Genomic DNA, 14,247 nt, shown 5'->3' with positions numbered 1-14,247 from the left:
TTGTGCCCGAAGCCTTGTCGATCGCTGCCGGGCCGCACCCGATGGCAGAGCTGAAAACTGCGGCCGCCGCTAGGGCCACTGATACCGCTGTATATGCCCTTCCTGGCCGCCGAGTGATTCGCGGCATCCGCATCGGGGCAGTCACCGGGTCGGAGTCGGACTCGTTGATCGGTTTGGCCACTCTATGTGGCTGTCTACGATTTTCGCTCCGCACTCCGTCACCTCCCGAATCAGGTCTCTTTGGTCATCCAAGAGTTTGTCTTTCTTCGCCTGCAACTCCTGCCCGCGCCGGATGTAGTCCGCTGCCTTCCTGCGCTCCTCAGGATCGTTCAGATTGAAGTCCCGCTTTTCGCGGTTGTATGCATTGATTTCATCGGTAAGTTTCGCGTCTCTTTGGTTCCACTCGTCTACCTGCTGCATGAGCTCTGCAACGTCTTCGGGGTCGCATCTTGCCGGCGGGGGAGGCGGAGGCGTGGTCGTAGTTGTCGGGTTATCCGCCGGGAAGACGTTGCCGATACCAGCCATCGCGGTAGTCACTTTGCCCGCGAGTTGCCCATCAAGGCTGATCAGTAGCCCTGCGCGCTGGCGGATGTCAGCGGCGAGTGCTTGGGCTTGGGCTCGACGAGTTGCTTGCTCGACGAGGGAGCCGTCCGTTGAGTAGTCGGTGACCGATAAGTCTTCGCCAACAACGAATCCGGCGTCACGGGCATCTTCAACCGCGTACCGAACCCGCGACCGGGCCGCGTACGAATCGGAGGCACCGACGCGAGCGATGCGGGCCGCCTCGTGCAACTGGTCGACCAAGCCGCCGACTTTGGTGTGATCGGCGTGGGTTCGGGTGTGCAGCGCGTCAGCTCCGATGCCCTTCCACTCGACTGACAGACTGTCTCGCCAGATCTGGTTGGACACCTCATACCAACGATGGCCGGCCGCCGTCCAGTAATCGGCAGCTTCGGTCAGATGCTCTGTCGGCCAGGCCATCAGGTTCGACAAGGTAGGTAGTGATCCGATTGCGGCCGCCATTCGTCAGCAGCCTCTTGCCCGGTCCGCCACTGCGGCGATTTGCGCCGCTGACTTGGCCTCATTCGCGAGATAGGCGGTGTTGGCCTGTGCCACTTTGGTTGCACTTGCCTGTACCCGCCCCTTCAGTGACGCAGCGGCGATCGTGATGGCAGCATGCGCCGCGTTCACCGCCGCTGCAGGGGACTGACATGGCAACCCGGCCGATCGTGGCGGGTCGACGCCGAGCCCGGCGGACTGGATATGCCATAGGCGGGCGATTGACCGAATGTCCTCGGTCGCAGCCCGCAGGATGTCCATGTCAGGAGTGTAGGACGCAAAGGCATTTCGCGTATGCGGCCACGATCGCCGCAGGATCGCGCAGGCGCACCCGACGGTCGTGATGTGCACGCCGCGTCAAGGCCGAGGCACCGTCGCCTCCCGCCAGCGTGCCCTCCAAACGCCTACCCGGAAGAGCCGATCGCGTTCGCGAACTGTTGGGGCGCATAGGTCAGCAGTCCCGGCACGATGCCACCGATGGGCGTGCCCATGATTGGCACGTCATAGGAGAACCCGGCAATCACCACCGTCGCGGTGTAGTCGTGGGGGGGAACCAGAATCCCGTTGACAGGGAAATTGATGACCGCCGAATCCACGATCGGTACCGACAACGGCACGGTCATCGTGTCTTGCCCGTTGAGAAAGCCGTTGGCAACGACGGCGGGAGCATCGACGAGTGCGCCGATCGCCGCCGGCCAGTCACCGGCCTGCACGGCGTTGGTCAGCGCTGTCACGCTGGTGCCAACCGCGTTCGCGGTGGTCACCGCCGAACCCGCCGCATCGAGGGTCAGCGCCACTGGCAGCCCGAAGGTGCCGGTAATCGCGGGCGGAGCATAACTCGTGAACTCCACCGAAACGGTTGTGTCCGTGGGTGTCCTGATCACGTTGGCGACGTTGAATGCGGTGTCGCCTGGAATACGCAGGATTGGCAGCAGGTCTCCAACTGGGCCGAGCAGCTTGATGTTGGACAGATCGCTGGTGTCGACACCGGTGGCGACGAGCTTGGACAGGCCCTCCGCCATGTCGCTGGCCGCGCCGCTGAAATCACCTGCCAACACGGCTTGGAAGGCCGTTTGGAAGGTCGGCGGCAAGCCGGCCAGCCCGAGGGTGAAGTCCCTGGTGGCATTGCCGAGCGCCGCGAAGATCAGCTGGCCATAGCCGAATTGGTTGCTGACTATCTGGCCCAGGAACGGCGCCGGGTTGGCGGCCCAGGTAGCGCCGAGGCTTTGCAGGTTGGTGATCGTATTGGTGAACAGGTCTTGGTAGGCGCCGCCGACAGCGGCAGTGCTGCTCGCTAGGCCGCCGGGAAGCAGGGCAGACACGGCGGCTGCGCCCGGCTGGCCACCGGGTGTGCCGCCCATGCCGCCGGCTCCCTGGACGCCGGTGGTCGCGCCGGCCCCACCGGCGCCGCCGGCCCCACCGCTACCGCCAAAGTTGAGCAGGCCGGTGGCGTTGCCACCGTTGCCGCCGGTACCGCCGTCCGCGCCGATCGTCGCGCCGCCGCCGGTGGCCGCGCCGCCGACGCCGCCGACGCCGCCGGTGCCAGCAAGAGCGATGAGGCTACTGGCGTCGCCGCCGCTTCCACCGACCCCGGCGGCTCCACCCGTTCCGCCATTGGCGGTGGTGGTGCCACCGGTGCCACCGGTACCGCCGGTGCCGCCGGCACCGAACAGGCCGGCGGCGGTACCGCCGCTCCCACCGTCCCCACCGGCAGCCCCCTGGTTGCCGCCCCCGCCGTCGCCGCCGGCGCCACCCGTCCCACCGGCACCGATGAAGCCGTTGTAGCCGCCGCTACCACCAGCACCGCCGGCACCACTGGCGCCGGAGCCGGTAGCTGTCCCGCCGGCTCCGCCGGCTCCGCCGGTGCCACCGCTTCCGATGAAGCTGCTGCCTCCGGTGCCGCCAGTGCCGCCGGAACCCCCGGTTCCGCTGCTGGTCGTTCCTCCGCCGGCGCCACCGTCCCCGCCGGCGCCGCCCTTGCCGAAGAGCAGGCCGTCGGTGCCGCCGTTACCGCCGTTGCCGCCATGGCCTCCGTAGGACAGGCTGCTGCCGGTTCCGCCGGCGCCACCGGCACCGCCGGCACCGCCGTTACCGAAGAGGCTGGCGTTACCGCCCACGCCACCATTGCCGCCGTTACCCGCGTTGTAGAACAGCGAGCTGTAGTCCGACCCGAGGCCGCCGGCCCCACCCGCACCGCCGTCGCCGTAGAGCAGCCCGCTGTTGCCGCCGTTGCCGCCATCACCTCCGGCGTAGCCGCTATCCGCATCCGGGGTCGTGCCGGCGCCGCCGACCCCGCCGGAGCCCCAGAGCCCGACGCTGCCGCCGTCCCCACCGGCGTGGGATCCGCCGCCGAGAATGGTCCCGCCGCCGGCCCCGCCAGCACCGCCGGTGCCGATGAAGGTGTTTCCGCCGTTACCACCGATGCCGGCCACCCCGGCGCCGCCCGCACCGCCGTTGCCGAACACGGCATTCCCGCCGTTGCCGCCGCCACCAAGTCCGCTTCCGCCGGTACCACCGTTGCCGAACAGCAGCGCGTTGCCGCCAACCCCGGCGGCGCCGTAACTCGTTGTCCCACTGCCGCCGGCCCCGCCGGTGCCGCCGTTGCCGTACAGCACCCCTCCGTTGCCGCCGGCCCCGCCGGCCCCTCCGCCGCCGACAAGGTAATTGCCGCCGTTCCCGCCGGCGCCGCCATTGCCAATCAGCCCGGCGTTTCCGCCTTTTCCGCCCGCTAGCCCGCCATCGGTTTGGCTGTATCCGTTGCCGCCGTTGCCGTAGAGCAGCCCGCCGTCCCCGCCGTTCGGGTTCGCCGCTGTCCCATCGATGCCGTTGCCGATCAGCGGGCGCCCTAGCAGCGCCTGGGCGGGCGCGTTCACCGCACCCAGCAGCGCCTGCCCGGCATTGGTGGCTTCGGCGGCGGCATACGAGCCGACCCCTGTGGTGAGGGCTTCAACAAAGTCGGCATGGAATGCCGTCGCTTGTGCGCTGAAGGCCTGATAGGCCTGACCGTGTTCTCCGAACACCGCCGCGATGGCCGCCGACACCTCATCGGCGGCCGCGGCCAGCACCGACGTTGTCGGAAGGGCCGCCGCCGCATTGGCCACGCCGATGGCCGAACCGATATTCGCCAAATCCGACGCTGCCGCCTCCAGCATCTCCGGCGCCACAATCACATACGACATCTAATGCCACCCGGCCCTTCACCATTGAATTGTCCGCAGCACCAGAATCTAGCGTGACCGCCACGCCTTTTCGGCGTTACTGGCAATACTGTGTTGCCCGCGCCCGATCTTTGGTGGTCTCGGGAACTCGTTGTTACCGGCGGGTTCGGGAGATGGCGATTCCAGCCACCGAGCGCCCGCGGGTCGCGGTTGGCCGCACCCGACTTTGCTGCGAAAACCCAATTGCGCAAACACCGGCATGGGAAATTCGGGCTTTGGCAACGCGGGCGACGATGTATCGGGCTTTCTCAATACGGTGGGCGGCGGTACCGAGAACCACTTCATGTCGGGAATCGGGAACACGGCCACCGGCGGTTCCGATCTGAACGGACTTGGCTCGGGCTTCTTCAATACCGGCGTCACCGGCCCAATCGGCCAAAACCCCAGTGGACTGGTCAGCGGTTTCAACTCGGGCCTGTTCAACGTCGGCACCGCGGTATCGGGTCTGTTCACGCTCACGCGGCTGGTGCCGTAGCCGATCCGGCTGGGCGCGCTTCCGCGGGTAGGCCCGCGATCAGAATGCCCCGACCACACCCACACCCGAGCACGCGGCGGCGCTCGGTTCCGTTCTCATGGAGCGATTCTGATGACACCTGGTGGCATGGGCCGCGCCGGCGTCGGCTCCGCGGCGCCGCCTCCGTCGCTGCCACCGCCACCACTACCGCCGCTTCCGGCGTCGCCGCCGCTACCTCCAGCGGCCCCCGGCTGAGGAGCAACCACGGGGGGCTCCAGCTGTTGTGGAGGTGGCACGTCCTGCGGCGGTGGCGTTGGCGCCTGCGGTCGGGGCGGCCGCAGCTGCGGTTGCGGCGTTGGCACGGGCGCGCGCGGTGGGATGAGGATGTGCGCCGGCGGCGGTGGTTGTGCGGGGAGCTGCGGCGGCATCGGCGCGACGGTCTCGCCCGCGGGAACGGCCTTGACCAATGGGGCCGGATCAGCGTAGGGCGCGCCGCAGTCCGGCCGGTTGCCCGCTTGTTCGCCGGCAACAACAGCCCCACCAACGACAGGCCCAGGCAGTCGCACCACAACGGTGGGCGTCGATGCCTGCCATGGAGTCGCCGTGCTGGCGATCTCCGCCCGTCGCGGGCGGTCCGCAACGTCGCACCCGGTACGAACTATGTTGCGGGAGTAAGCGGCCGCCCGGTGCGTGGTGCCATTCGATCCAGGCGTGGGGCTAGTCCTGAAAGACGCCAGCTTGTCCTGGTTGGTGGGGCAGTAGGCCTGCACGGCGGCAGCGACGAAGCGGGTGAAGGTGCGGGTGAGGCGGTCGCGGGGGATTCGGCTCAGGCCCGAATTGTTGTTGACCGCAAAGTTCGTCATCGACTCGACTACGCCATCTGCCGGCATGCCGCCGTCGAGTTTGGAACAAACTTCGTGGGCCGTGACAATCAGACTTGGCGCGTTCTCGAGGGCGGGGATGCCGTTTTGATCAAGTGCTGCGAGAAACTGGTCGTCCTGGTTCGGGTCGGCCGCTGCTGAGTTGCCGCGCAGGATCGCGGCGCCGAAAAGTATCACGGTGGCTGTTGCCACGGCGCCCGCGCGGGTAGCGGTGCCGGTGATCATGGCGGTGGTTTCCGTTCTGTTGGGCCGTTGACTCTCGGGTTTGCGTGGTAATCGATCTCGCGTGAGTGGCCGTTCGCATAGACTCCTCCGGCTAACATTGTTGTAACATTGCTGTAACATTCGGCCGGGGCGCATGTCAATGGTCATCTGGAAGTCCCAGTTTTTTGCCAGGGAAAGTCCCGCTCCTGCTGTGGACGCCATGGGGCGACATCCGACGGCGACAGATGTGCGATAACGCGGGCGCTCGGCCGACCCCTCGCCCGCGGCGCCGCCATGTTCGCGCTGACGTGGTATTCGGCGCGCGCGTCACCACAGAGAATGCGGCCGATTTCGCCGCGGGTCGGGTCCGCCCCCGTCAAGGACGCCCAAGGCCGGGCGTGCCTTGATGCTAGTGCCGAAGTTGCACTGTCCCAAGACAGTCCGGCTGCGAAGGGGTGGGCGCTCGAGGGCACCGCGACGAATGCCCGTGCTGAGTCGGTGACACCCGAGGCGCGGTGAGCGCAAGCCGAATCCGCACGCGCCAAAGTTGCGGTTCGGCACCGCGACAAATCACCGTCACGACGCCTCCACGCCCACAGCGGCAAGCCGCGGGCGCGCTGCCGGTCACACGCGCGGGGCGGCGCAGGTAGCCGGCGTCAATATTTGCCGGCGACTCCAAAAAGGTGCCCCGAATGGGGAAACGATGTACCGCGTTTGGCGAACGACGTCAAAATCCGGACACGACACACCGGATGACCTTTGTGGCCAATCACCACCGCAAATATACCGTGAACCGCAGCGTCCAGCAGGAAAGGTATGTTGGTGAGCAAACACCCTGTCGATGGCATGTCGCGGCGAGAGTTCATGGCCAAACTCGCCGCCGCTAGCAGCGCCGGCGCAATGATGTCCTTGGCGGGTCCAGTGATCGAAAAGGCCTACGGCGCCGGTCCTTGCTCTGGGCATTTGACCGACATCGAGCACTTTGTGTTCATGCTCCAGGAGAATCGGTCTTTCGACCACTACTTCGGCTCGCTGTCGGGCATCAACGGATTCGACACGCCCTCATCAGCATTCCAGCAAAAGGGCTGGAATCCTCAGACCCAATCAATTGACCCCGCCGGCGTGACAATTCCCTACCGGTTCGATACCACCAGGGGCCCGCTGCTCAACGGCGCATGTGTCAACGACCCCGGCCACCAATGGATCGACATGCACCGGGCGTTCAACAACGGTGCCAACGACAATTGGCTGGGCGCGCAGGCCCAGGCCCAGACGCTGCAAGGCAACGTCCCGGTGACAATGGGTTACTACACCCGCCAAGACCAACCGATCCACTACCTGCTCGCCGATACCTTCACCATCTGCGATGGCTACCACTGTTCCCTGATCGGTGGAACCTCGCCCAACCGGCTGTACTGGATGAGCGCCTGGATCGATCCCAACGGCGAACAGGGCGGCCCGCTGCTGGTGGACCCCAACATCCAGCCGCAGGGCCGTTTCAGTTGGCGCACCATGCCCGACAACCTCAGCGATGCCGGAATCAGTTGGAAGGTGTACCAAAACAAGTTGCTGGGGGCGCTCAACAACACCGTCATCGGCTACGACGGCATGCTCAACGACTTCGTTCAGGCCCGGGATCCCCGCTCGAACATGGCCCGCTACGGCATCGCCCCGACCTATCCCTTGGACTTCGTCGCCGACGTCGCATCCAACCGGCTGCCCCAGGTTTCGTGGGTGCTGCCCGGGTTCCAGGTGTCCGAGCATCCCGGAGTGCCGGTGGCGCCGGCCGTCGGCGGCACCGCGATCGTCAATATCCTGCGCATCTTGCTGTCCAATCCCGCGGTGTGGGAAAAGACGGCGCTGATCGTCAGTTTCGACGAAAACGGCGGCTTCTTTGACCACGTCACACCGACCACTGCGCCGCAGGGCACTCCCGGAGAGTGGATTACCGTGCCCGACATCAACGCGGTCACCGGGTCCGGTGGCATCCGCGGGCCGATCGGTCTGGGCTATCGCGTGCCCTGCTTCGTGATTTCTCCCTACAGCCGTGGCCCGCTGATGGTGCATGACACCTTCGACCACACCTCCCAGCTGCGGCTGCTCGAGCAACGGTTCGGTGTGCCGGTACCCAACCTGACCACCTGGCGACGGGGGGTGACCGGCGACATGACCTCGACATTCAACTTCGCCGTCCCGCCCAACGCATCACCACCGAATCTCGATCACCCCGCGTTGAAAGCCGTTCCGCAACAGGTGCAATGCGTTCCTGACACCGTGACGGTCTTTACCAAGACGGTGCCCCCATATAGGGTGCCGTTCCCTCAGGTGATGCCCAGTCAGGAGACCTCACCGACGCGCGGGATCCCCAGCGGTCCCTGCTGATTTCCGACACCGCGCAAAACTTTCCGTGTGCGGGCTGCGCGCTCAGATGTCGGGTGTGCGATGGGCCCAGGGCTTTGCCTGCTCGAGCTGGCTGGCGATGCGCAGCAGCACGTCTTCGCGACCGTAGGCGGCGACCAGCTGCACTCCGATGGGCAACCCCTCGGGCGTCCACTCCAGCGGGAGACTGATGGCCGGCTGACCGCTGGTGTTGAACGGGGGAGTGAACGGTACGAATTCGCCCGCGCGCTGCATCGCCGCCATCGGGTGCTCGGGGGTGCTCACGATGGTGCCGAGCTTGACCGGCAACGAGGCAACCGTCGGTGTGAGCAGCAGATCCCAGCCGTCGTGCCACCAGGACTGGATCGCCCTGCGGAACGCGGCGATCGCCGACAGCGCCAGCGCGTAGTCGACGGAAGTGAAGTGCTTGGCGAAGTCGGCCTGGGCCCGGTTCACCAGCTCGAATTCATCCTCGCCCAAGGGACGGCCGAGTTGCTCCTCGAAGCGGCGCTGCGCCAGGCCCATATTGGTGCTCCACAGCGCGCCGAACGTCGAGTCGAATGAGGCGTCCTCCAACGCCGCCGGCCATGCCACGTCCACGTGGTGACCTAGCGACTCGAGCAGCCGGCCGACCGCCTGGGTCGCATGAGTGACTTCCGCGTCGACCGGCCCACCGCGGGGGTGGTGGTCGAGGATGCCGATGCGCAGCCGACCGGGGTCCGCACCGAGTTCCTCGGTGTAGGGACGTATCGGCGGTGGCGCGATCACCGTGTCGCCGACGCCCGGTCCGCGCGTCGCATCGAGCAACGCGGCGGTGTCACGAACGGTGCGGCTGAGGCAGTGCTCGACCGACATGCCGCTCTCCTCTCGAAGCGGGCCGAGCGTGATGCGGCCCTGACTGGGTTTGAGCCCGACCAGGCCGCAGCATGACGCCGGAATGCGGATCGATCCGCCGCCGTCGCTGGCGTGGGCGAACGGCACCATGCCCGAGGCGACGGCCGCCGCCGAACCGCCGCTGGATCCACCGGGTGTGCGGCTGGTGTCCCATGGGTTTCGGGTTGGGCCCCAGGCGACCGGTTCGGTGGTCGGCAGGCTGCCGAGTTCGGGGCTGTTCGTGCGCCCGGCTATCACCAGCCCCGCGGCGCGGTACCGGCCGACCAGCGTGGTGTCGGCGTCCGCGATGACATGCGCTTGCTTGAACGCGAGGTTGCCGTTGCTGATGGGCTGTCCGGCGTAGAGCGCATAGAGGTCTTTGATCAGGAATGGCACACCGCGAAACGGGCCGTCGGGGAGATCGGCGCTGGCCGTCTCGCGAGCGTGGTCGAACCAGCGGATCACCACCGCGTTCAATGCCGGGTTGATGCGCTCGATGCGCTCGATCGCGGCCTCCAGCAGCTCGCTAGGGGATGCCTCGCCGGCCGCGACCAGCGCCGCTTGATCGGTTGCGTCCATCCAACGGGTCTGCTCGGCAAGGGTGCTCATGCAAGCCTGTCTAGCATGAGGTTTGTGGCCCGGGAAGATAATTGGCGCCGCGGTGAGTTCATATGCTCTGAGCATCCGTCCGACACAGGAGCGAGGCACCACTATGACCCAAGACTTTCCTGAGATCGCCCTTGAGCTGCGTTCAGTGGTGACATCTGAGGGCACGCTCGAACTCTCGTTGCACGAGGTTGCGGTTCCGGTTCCCGGCGCCAACGAGGTACTGGTGCGAGTGGAAGCCTCGCCGATCAACCCGTCGGATCTGGGCCTTCTGGTCGCCAGCGCCGACATGGCTACCGCGACGGTCACCGGCACGGCGCAGCGCCCCATCGTCACCGCCCCGATCGGAAAGGCCACTTTGGGAGCCCTTTCGGCGCGACTGGACCAATCGCTGCCGGTGGGCAATGAGGGAGCCGGCACCGTGGTGGCCGCGGGCTCGTCCGAAGCGGCCCAAGCCCTCATCGGCAAGAAGGTGGCCATTGCGGGCGGCGCGATGTATTCGCAATACCGGGCGATCGACGCTTCCGCATGTCTGGTTTTGCCGGACGGGGCCACGGCCAGAGATGGGGCATCGTCGTTCGTCAACCCAATGACGGCACTGGGAATGACCGAAACCATGCGCCGCGAAGGGCATTCGGCCCTTGTGCACACCGCAGCGGCGTCGAACCTCGGCCAGATGCTGGTCAAGCTCTGCCTCAAAGACGGGATACCGCTGATCAACATCGTGCGTAAGCCCGAGCAAGAGGAGCTGCTGAGATCGCTTGGCGCCGAGTACGTCTGCAACTCCACTTCGCCGTCGTTCTCGACGGACCTCGTCGAGGCGCTCAAGGCGACATCGGCCACGCTCGCCTTCGACGCGACCGGCGGTGGGACGCTGGCCGGCCAGATCCTCAGCGGCATGGAGCAGGCGGCCAACGCGACCGCGGCCGAGTACTCACGCTACGGATCGAGCGTGCACAAGCAGGTGTACATCTACGGCTCGCTCGACACCAGTCCCACGGTGCTCAAGCGGGACTTCGGGATGGCCTGGGGCGTCGGCGGATGGTTACTCACCACGTTCTTGCAGAGCGCGGGGGCCGAGACTTTTGTTCGGCTGCGGGCTCGGGTGGCCGCGGAGCTCAGCACGACGTTCGCCAGCCACTACACTCGCGAGGTTTCGCTGGCCGGCATGCTCAAACCCGACGCGTTCCACGAATACGTCAAACGAGCGACCGGCGAGAAGTTCCTCGTGACTCCCAACGCCGTTCCCGCTGACGGGGATTAGGGTGCCCGCTGCACCCAAACCCTTCGAGGTCCACGAGTCGGGTGCGCTCCTGCATGGCACCAAAGCCGAGCTGTCGGTGGGGGACCTGCTGGTGCCGGGGCGCCGGTCGAACTACGGCGCGGAGCGGCTGTCGAACCACGTCTATGTCACCCAAACGCTGGATGCGGCGGTGTGGGGAGCCGAGCTGGCGACGGGCGAGGGTCGAGGCCGGATTTACTTCGCGGAACCGGTCGGTGCGCTAGAGGACGACCCGAACGTGACGGACAAAAAGCTTCCCGGAAACCCGACTCGCTCCTACCGCACCCGAGAGCCGGTGAGAATCATTGGTGAACTCACCGACTGGGCGGGGCATTCACCCGCACAGTTGCAGGCCATGCGGGACCGTTTGGCCCAGCTGCAGCGGCAGGGACGTGCCGTCATCTACGACTAGTCGGTGAAGTCGATCCGCACCGAAACCGGTGTGGTTTCCAGCGCCTTGACCACGCTGGCTCCCAGTCTGCCGAACTTGCGCCCTCGCGCGACGACGTCGTCGTCGGGTCGCAATGTCGCAGTGCCCGTACGCCACCGAGTCCCCTGGCGAACCCGGATATTCGGGTTGTCGACGATGTTGCGTCCCCAGCCCGAGCGGGTGCCGTGCTGACAGATGATCCACGCGCCGTTGTCATCGAATTGCGCGGACACCGGAACGCGGCGGGCCTGGCCGGTCTTGCGTCCGATCGTCTCCAGCTCGGTGGCCAGTGCGGTTCGCAACCCCAGCTTGCCCATCCCCTTCACAGCTGGGTTGAGCAAGTAGCGTCCGAGCGCACGCTCCCTGCGGAACTTGCGGAGCGTCTTGTCGTCTTTGACGTTTCTCATGGCAACCCCTTTGAGTCTTTGAGTGATCCGTCAGCGCTCGGCTGGAACCGGTGTCGGTCGCGGCGAATTCAGTCCGGTTTGCTTGCGGATGCCGTTGTCGAGCACGGCGGCCGGTGCGATGCGCTTGAGCAACGCGAGTTGTCGGGCGTGGCGACCGGCGGGGTAGCGCAGTTTGATCCGTTTGTCGGTGGCCGCGGCGTACGTGGCGTCAGCGACAACGGTGGGCAACTCGGCGTTGCGAATCTTGTCTGTCATCACTGCGCGCACGGCGGCGCGATTGTCGGCGTAGGCCGCCTGCGGTGTGTCGGCTTCCCACATGTTCGACTCGAAATCTGTTCGGGTGTAACTGGGTTCGACCAGCAGCGCGCGTACGCCGTACTCGCGAAGTTCGTGATCGAGCGATTCGGTGTAACCCTCTACGGCATGCTTTGACGCGGCGTAGAGGGCCGCATACGGCGCGGGGAGGAAGCCGAGCACCGAGCTGATGTTGATGATGCGCCCGCTGCCGCGTCGGCGCATGTGCGGCAGCACCTCATTGGTGAGGCGGATGAGGCCGAAGAAGTTGGTATCGAACAAGGAACGGGCTTGGGCGATCGAGCTTTCTTCGGCGGCTCCGGCGATTCCCAGGCCGGCGTTGTTGACCAGCACGTCGATGCGTCCGGTCCGGTCGATGACCTCCGACACCACCGAGCGAACCGCGGTGTCGTCGGTGACGTCCAGTGCCAAGGTCTCGACACCGGGAATCGGAGCCAAGCGCTGCGGTGCGCGCGAGGTGCCGACCACGCGGAATCCCGCGCTGGCCAGTCGCACTGCAATGGCCGCGCCGATGCCAGAGGACACTCCGGTGATCAGTGCGACGGGCGGTGTGGATGTCATCGGGGGTCCTCTCCCTGGTTATACCGATTGGTCTACCTGACATTAGTAGACCAATCGGTATACTGCAACGGTGACCGTGCGTGAGCGTCTGATCGAGAGCGCCATCGAGCTGCTGCGCCGTAACGGGGTGGCGGGTACGGGCCTGGCCGAACTGCTCGAACACAGCGGCACCGCGCGCCGGTCGGTCTACGTGAACTTTCCCGGCGGCAAGTCAGAACTGATGACCGAGGCCACCCGGACGGCGGGCCGACATATGGATTCCACTCTGGCCAGCATCGCCGCCGGCGGTGATCAGCCGTTGGTGGCGTTCGCGGACTCGTGGAAACAGACACTGCGCGCCAGCGACTACGCCGCCGGATGCCCGATCGTCGCTGCCGCGCTCGGCCGCACGGAGTCGCCGTCGGCCGCGGACGCCGCCGGTGAGGTGTTCGGCGCATGGCAGACGGTGCTTGCCGGACGCTTCCGGGCCCAGGGCGTTGGGGTCGATACGGCCGAATCGCTGGCCACCACCGTCGTGGCCGCGGTCGAGGGTGCCGTGATTCTCTGCCTGGCCGCACGCTCCACCGACCCACTGGACCGGACCGTGCCGATGTTGCAACAGCTGATCGCTCAGCACACCTCGCGACCATCGGGGTAGACAGTGAATCCGCCCCTTTCGCAGCCGTTTCGCTGCCCACGGAATAATTGATCGGCGCGCGATGTCTGATCGGTGACGCGACGCAGACAGATAGGGGTAGTGCGATGAAGTTCGGGATCTCCACCTTCGTCAACGACGACAGCATCGATCCGGTGTCACTGGCGCGTGCGATCGAAGAGCGCGGGTTTTCGTCGCTGGTGATCGCGGAGCACACCCACATCCCGGCCAGCCGCGAAACACCGTATCCGGGCGGCGGCGAGCTGCCAGGGGTTTATTACCGCACTCTTGACCCATTCGTCACGCTGGCCGCCGCCGCGGCAGTGACGTCCAAGATCGAACTGTTCACCGGGATTGCGTTGCTCATCCAGCGTGACCCGATCACCACGGCCAAGGAAGCCGCGAGCATTGATTTGATTTCGGGTGGCCGATTCGTCTTCGGGGTGGGCGCCGGCTGGAACATCGAAGAACTACGCGACCACGGCACCGACCCAAAGACGCGCGGTGCGTTGCTGGACGAACGCATCGAGGCCATCAAGGCGCTTTGGACCGACGAACCCGCCGAATATCACGGCAAGTACGTGGACTTTCCCCCGTCCTACAGCCGGCCCAAGCCGGTGCGGCAGCCTCATCCGCCCATCTACATCGGCGGTAACTCCGATGCCACGGTGAAACGCGTCGTTCGCCATGACGCTGGCTGGATCTCCAACCCGCTTCCGGTGCGCCAGCTCACCCAGCGGGTGGACCAACTACGCAGCGCCGCTGGTCACGACGTCCCGCTGGCGATGTTCGGAACACCGAACAAGCCCGACTATTGGCGCGCGGCCCAAGACCTGGGCTTTGGCCAGCTGGCGCTGCTGCTGCCTACCTGCCCGCGCGACGAGTCCCTGCGGCTGCTCGACGAATACGCCGCCCTGGTGGCTCAATACCACCAGTAGAGGTAC

General features: G+C 66.3%; 13 protein-coding genes. 6 read left to right on the top strand and 7 right to left on the bottom strand.

Translation table 11 applies throughout. The annotated features are described in order from the left end of the window. Positions 1-141: 141 nt before the first annotated feature. The 3 genes from CCUG20998_RS17300 to CCUG20998_RS17290 all read right to left on the bottom strand — a co-directional run bounded on the left by CCUG20998_RS17300 (position 142) and on the right by CCUG20998_RS17290 (position 4,238). Positions 142-1,023 (bottom strand): hypothetical protein, encoded by an 882-nt coding sequence (locus CCUG20998_RS17300; RefSeq protein ID WP_103654167.1) that lies wholly within the window; start codon positions 1,021-1,023, stop codon positions 142-144. A gap of 3 nt (positions 1,024-1,026) precedes the next feature. Beyond that, positions 1,027-1,320 (bottom strand): hypothetical protein, encoded by a 294-nt coding sequence (locus CCUG20998_RS17295; protein ID WP_103654168.1) that lies wholly within the window; start codon positions 1,318-1,320, stop codon positions 1,027-1,029. Positions 1,321-1,463: 143 nt separating this feature from the next. Then, entirely contained in the window at positions 1,464-4,238 is a 2,775-nt protein-coding gene (locus CCUG20998_RS17290; RefSeq protein ID WP_116269126.1) for a PE family protein, read from the bottom strand. Positions 4,239-4,476: 238 nt separating this feature from the next. On the opposite strand from CCUG20998_RS17290, the gene CCUG20998_RS17285 reads away from it, so the two are divergent. Then, complete coding sequence (locus CCUG20998_RS17285) at positions 4,477-4,752, top strand: hypothetical protein (RefSeq protein ID WP_103653920.1); 276 nt, start codon at positions 4,477-4,479, stop codon at positions 4,750-4,752. Positions 4,753-4,847: 95 nt separating this feature from the next. Here CCUG20998_RS17285 and CCUG20998_RS17280 read toward each other — a convergent pair whose 3' ends face one another. Then, positions 4,848-5,837, bottom strand: coding sequence for a DUF732 domain-containing protein (locus CCUG20998_RS17280; protein WP_036456302.1), 990 nt, complete (start codon positions 5,835-5,837; stop codon positions 4,848-4,850). Between the two features lie 795 nt (positions 5,838-6,632). Here CCUG20998_RS17280 and CCUG20998_RS17275 point away from each other — a divergent pair. After that, entirely contained in the window at positions 6,633-8,198 is a 1,566-nt protein-coding gene (locus CCUG20998_RS17275) for a phospholipase C (RefSeq protein ID WP_020730411.1), read from the top strand. A gap of 42 nt (positions 8,199-8,240) precedes the next feature. Here the strand turns inward: CCUG20998_RS17275 and CCUG20998_RS17270 are convergent, their stop codons facing one another. Continuing rightward, positions 8,241-9,677 carry an amidase gene (locus CCUG20998_RS17270; RefSeq protein WP_038580078.1) on the bottom strand — a complete coding sequence of 479 codons (1,437 nt, stop codon included), beginning with the start codon at positions 9,675-9,677 and terminating at the stop codon, positions 8,241-8,243. Positions 9,678-9,780: 103 nt separating this feature from the next. Here CCUG20998_RS17270 and CCUG20998_RS17265 point away from each other — a divergent pair, with 103 nt between their 5' ends. Beyond that, complete coding sequence (locus tag CCUG20998_RS17265) at positions 9,781-10,938, top strand: zinc-binding dehydrogenase (RefSeq protein WP_038580076.1); 1,158 nt, start codon at positions 9,781-9,783, stop codon at positions 10,936-10,938. A gap of 1 nt (position 10,939) precedes the next feature. Then, complete coding sequence (gene arr / locus CCUG20998_RS17260) at positions 10,940-11,368, top strand: NAD(+)--rifampin ADP-ribosyltransferase (protein ID WP_020730414.1); 429 nt, start codon at positions 10,940-10,942, stop codon at positions 11,366-11,368. Here arr and CCUG20998_RS17255 read toward each other — a convergent pair. After that, on the bottom strand, positions 11,365-11,793 hold the full coding sequence (locus CCUG20998_RS17255; protein WP_038580074.1) for a nitroreductase/quinone reductase family protein: 429 nt from the start codon (positions 11,791-11,793) through the stop codon (positions 11,365-11,367). The genes arr and CCUG20998_RS17255 overlap by 4 nt on opposite strands. A gap of 30 nt (positions 11,794-11,823) precedes the next feature. Beyond that, positions 11,824-12,669 carry an oxidoreductase gene (locus CCUG20998_RS17250; RefSeq protein ID WP_020730416.1) on the bottom strand — a complete coding sequence of 282 codons (846 nt, stop codon included), beginning with the start codon at positions 12,667-12,669 and terminating at the stop codon, positions 11,824-11,826. 70 nt (positions 12,670-12,739) lie between these two features. Between CCUG20998_RS17250 and CCUG20998_RS17245 the strand changes: the two genes are divergently transcribed. Both CCUG20998_RS17245 and CCUG20998_RS17240 read left to right on the top strand, forming a co-directional pair. Continuing rightward, a complete protein-coding gene (locus CCUG20998_RS17245; protein ID WP_020730417.1) occupies positions 12,740-13,306 on the top strand; it encodes a TetR/AcrR family transcriptional regulator in 567 nt (188 codons plus the stop codon). 104 nt (positions 13,307-13,410) lie between these two features. Next, entirely contained in the window at positions 13,411-14,241 is an 831-nt protein-coding gene (locus CCUG20998_RS17240; RefSeq protein ID WP_103653919.1) for an LLM class F420-dependent oxidoreductase, read from the top strand. Positions 14,242-14,247: the final 6 nt, after the last annotated feature.

The sequence above is a fragment of the Mycobacterium marinum genome (assembly GCF_003391395.1).
GTDB lineage: Bacteria > Actinomycetota > Actinomycetes > Mycobacteriales > Mycobacteriaceae > Mycobacterium > Mycobacterium marinum.
The sequence above is the reverse complement of the archived record's forward strand: the minus strand, read 5'-3'. Positions and strand labels throughout refer to the sequence as shown.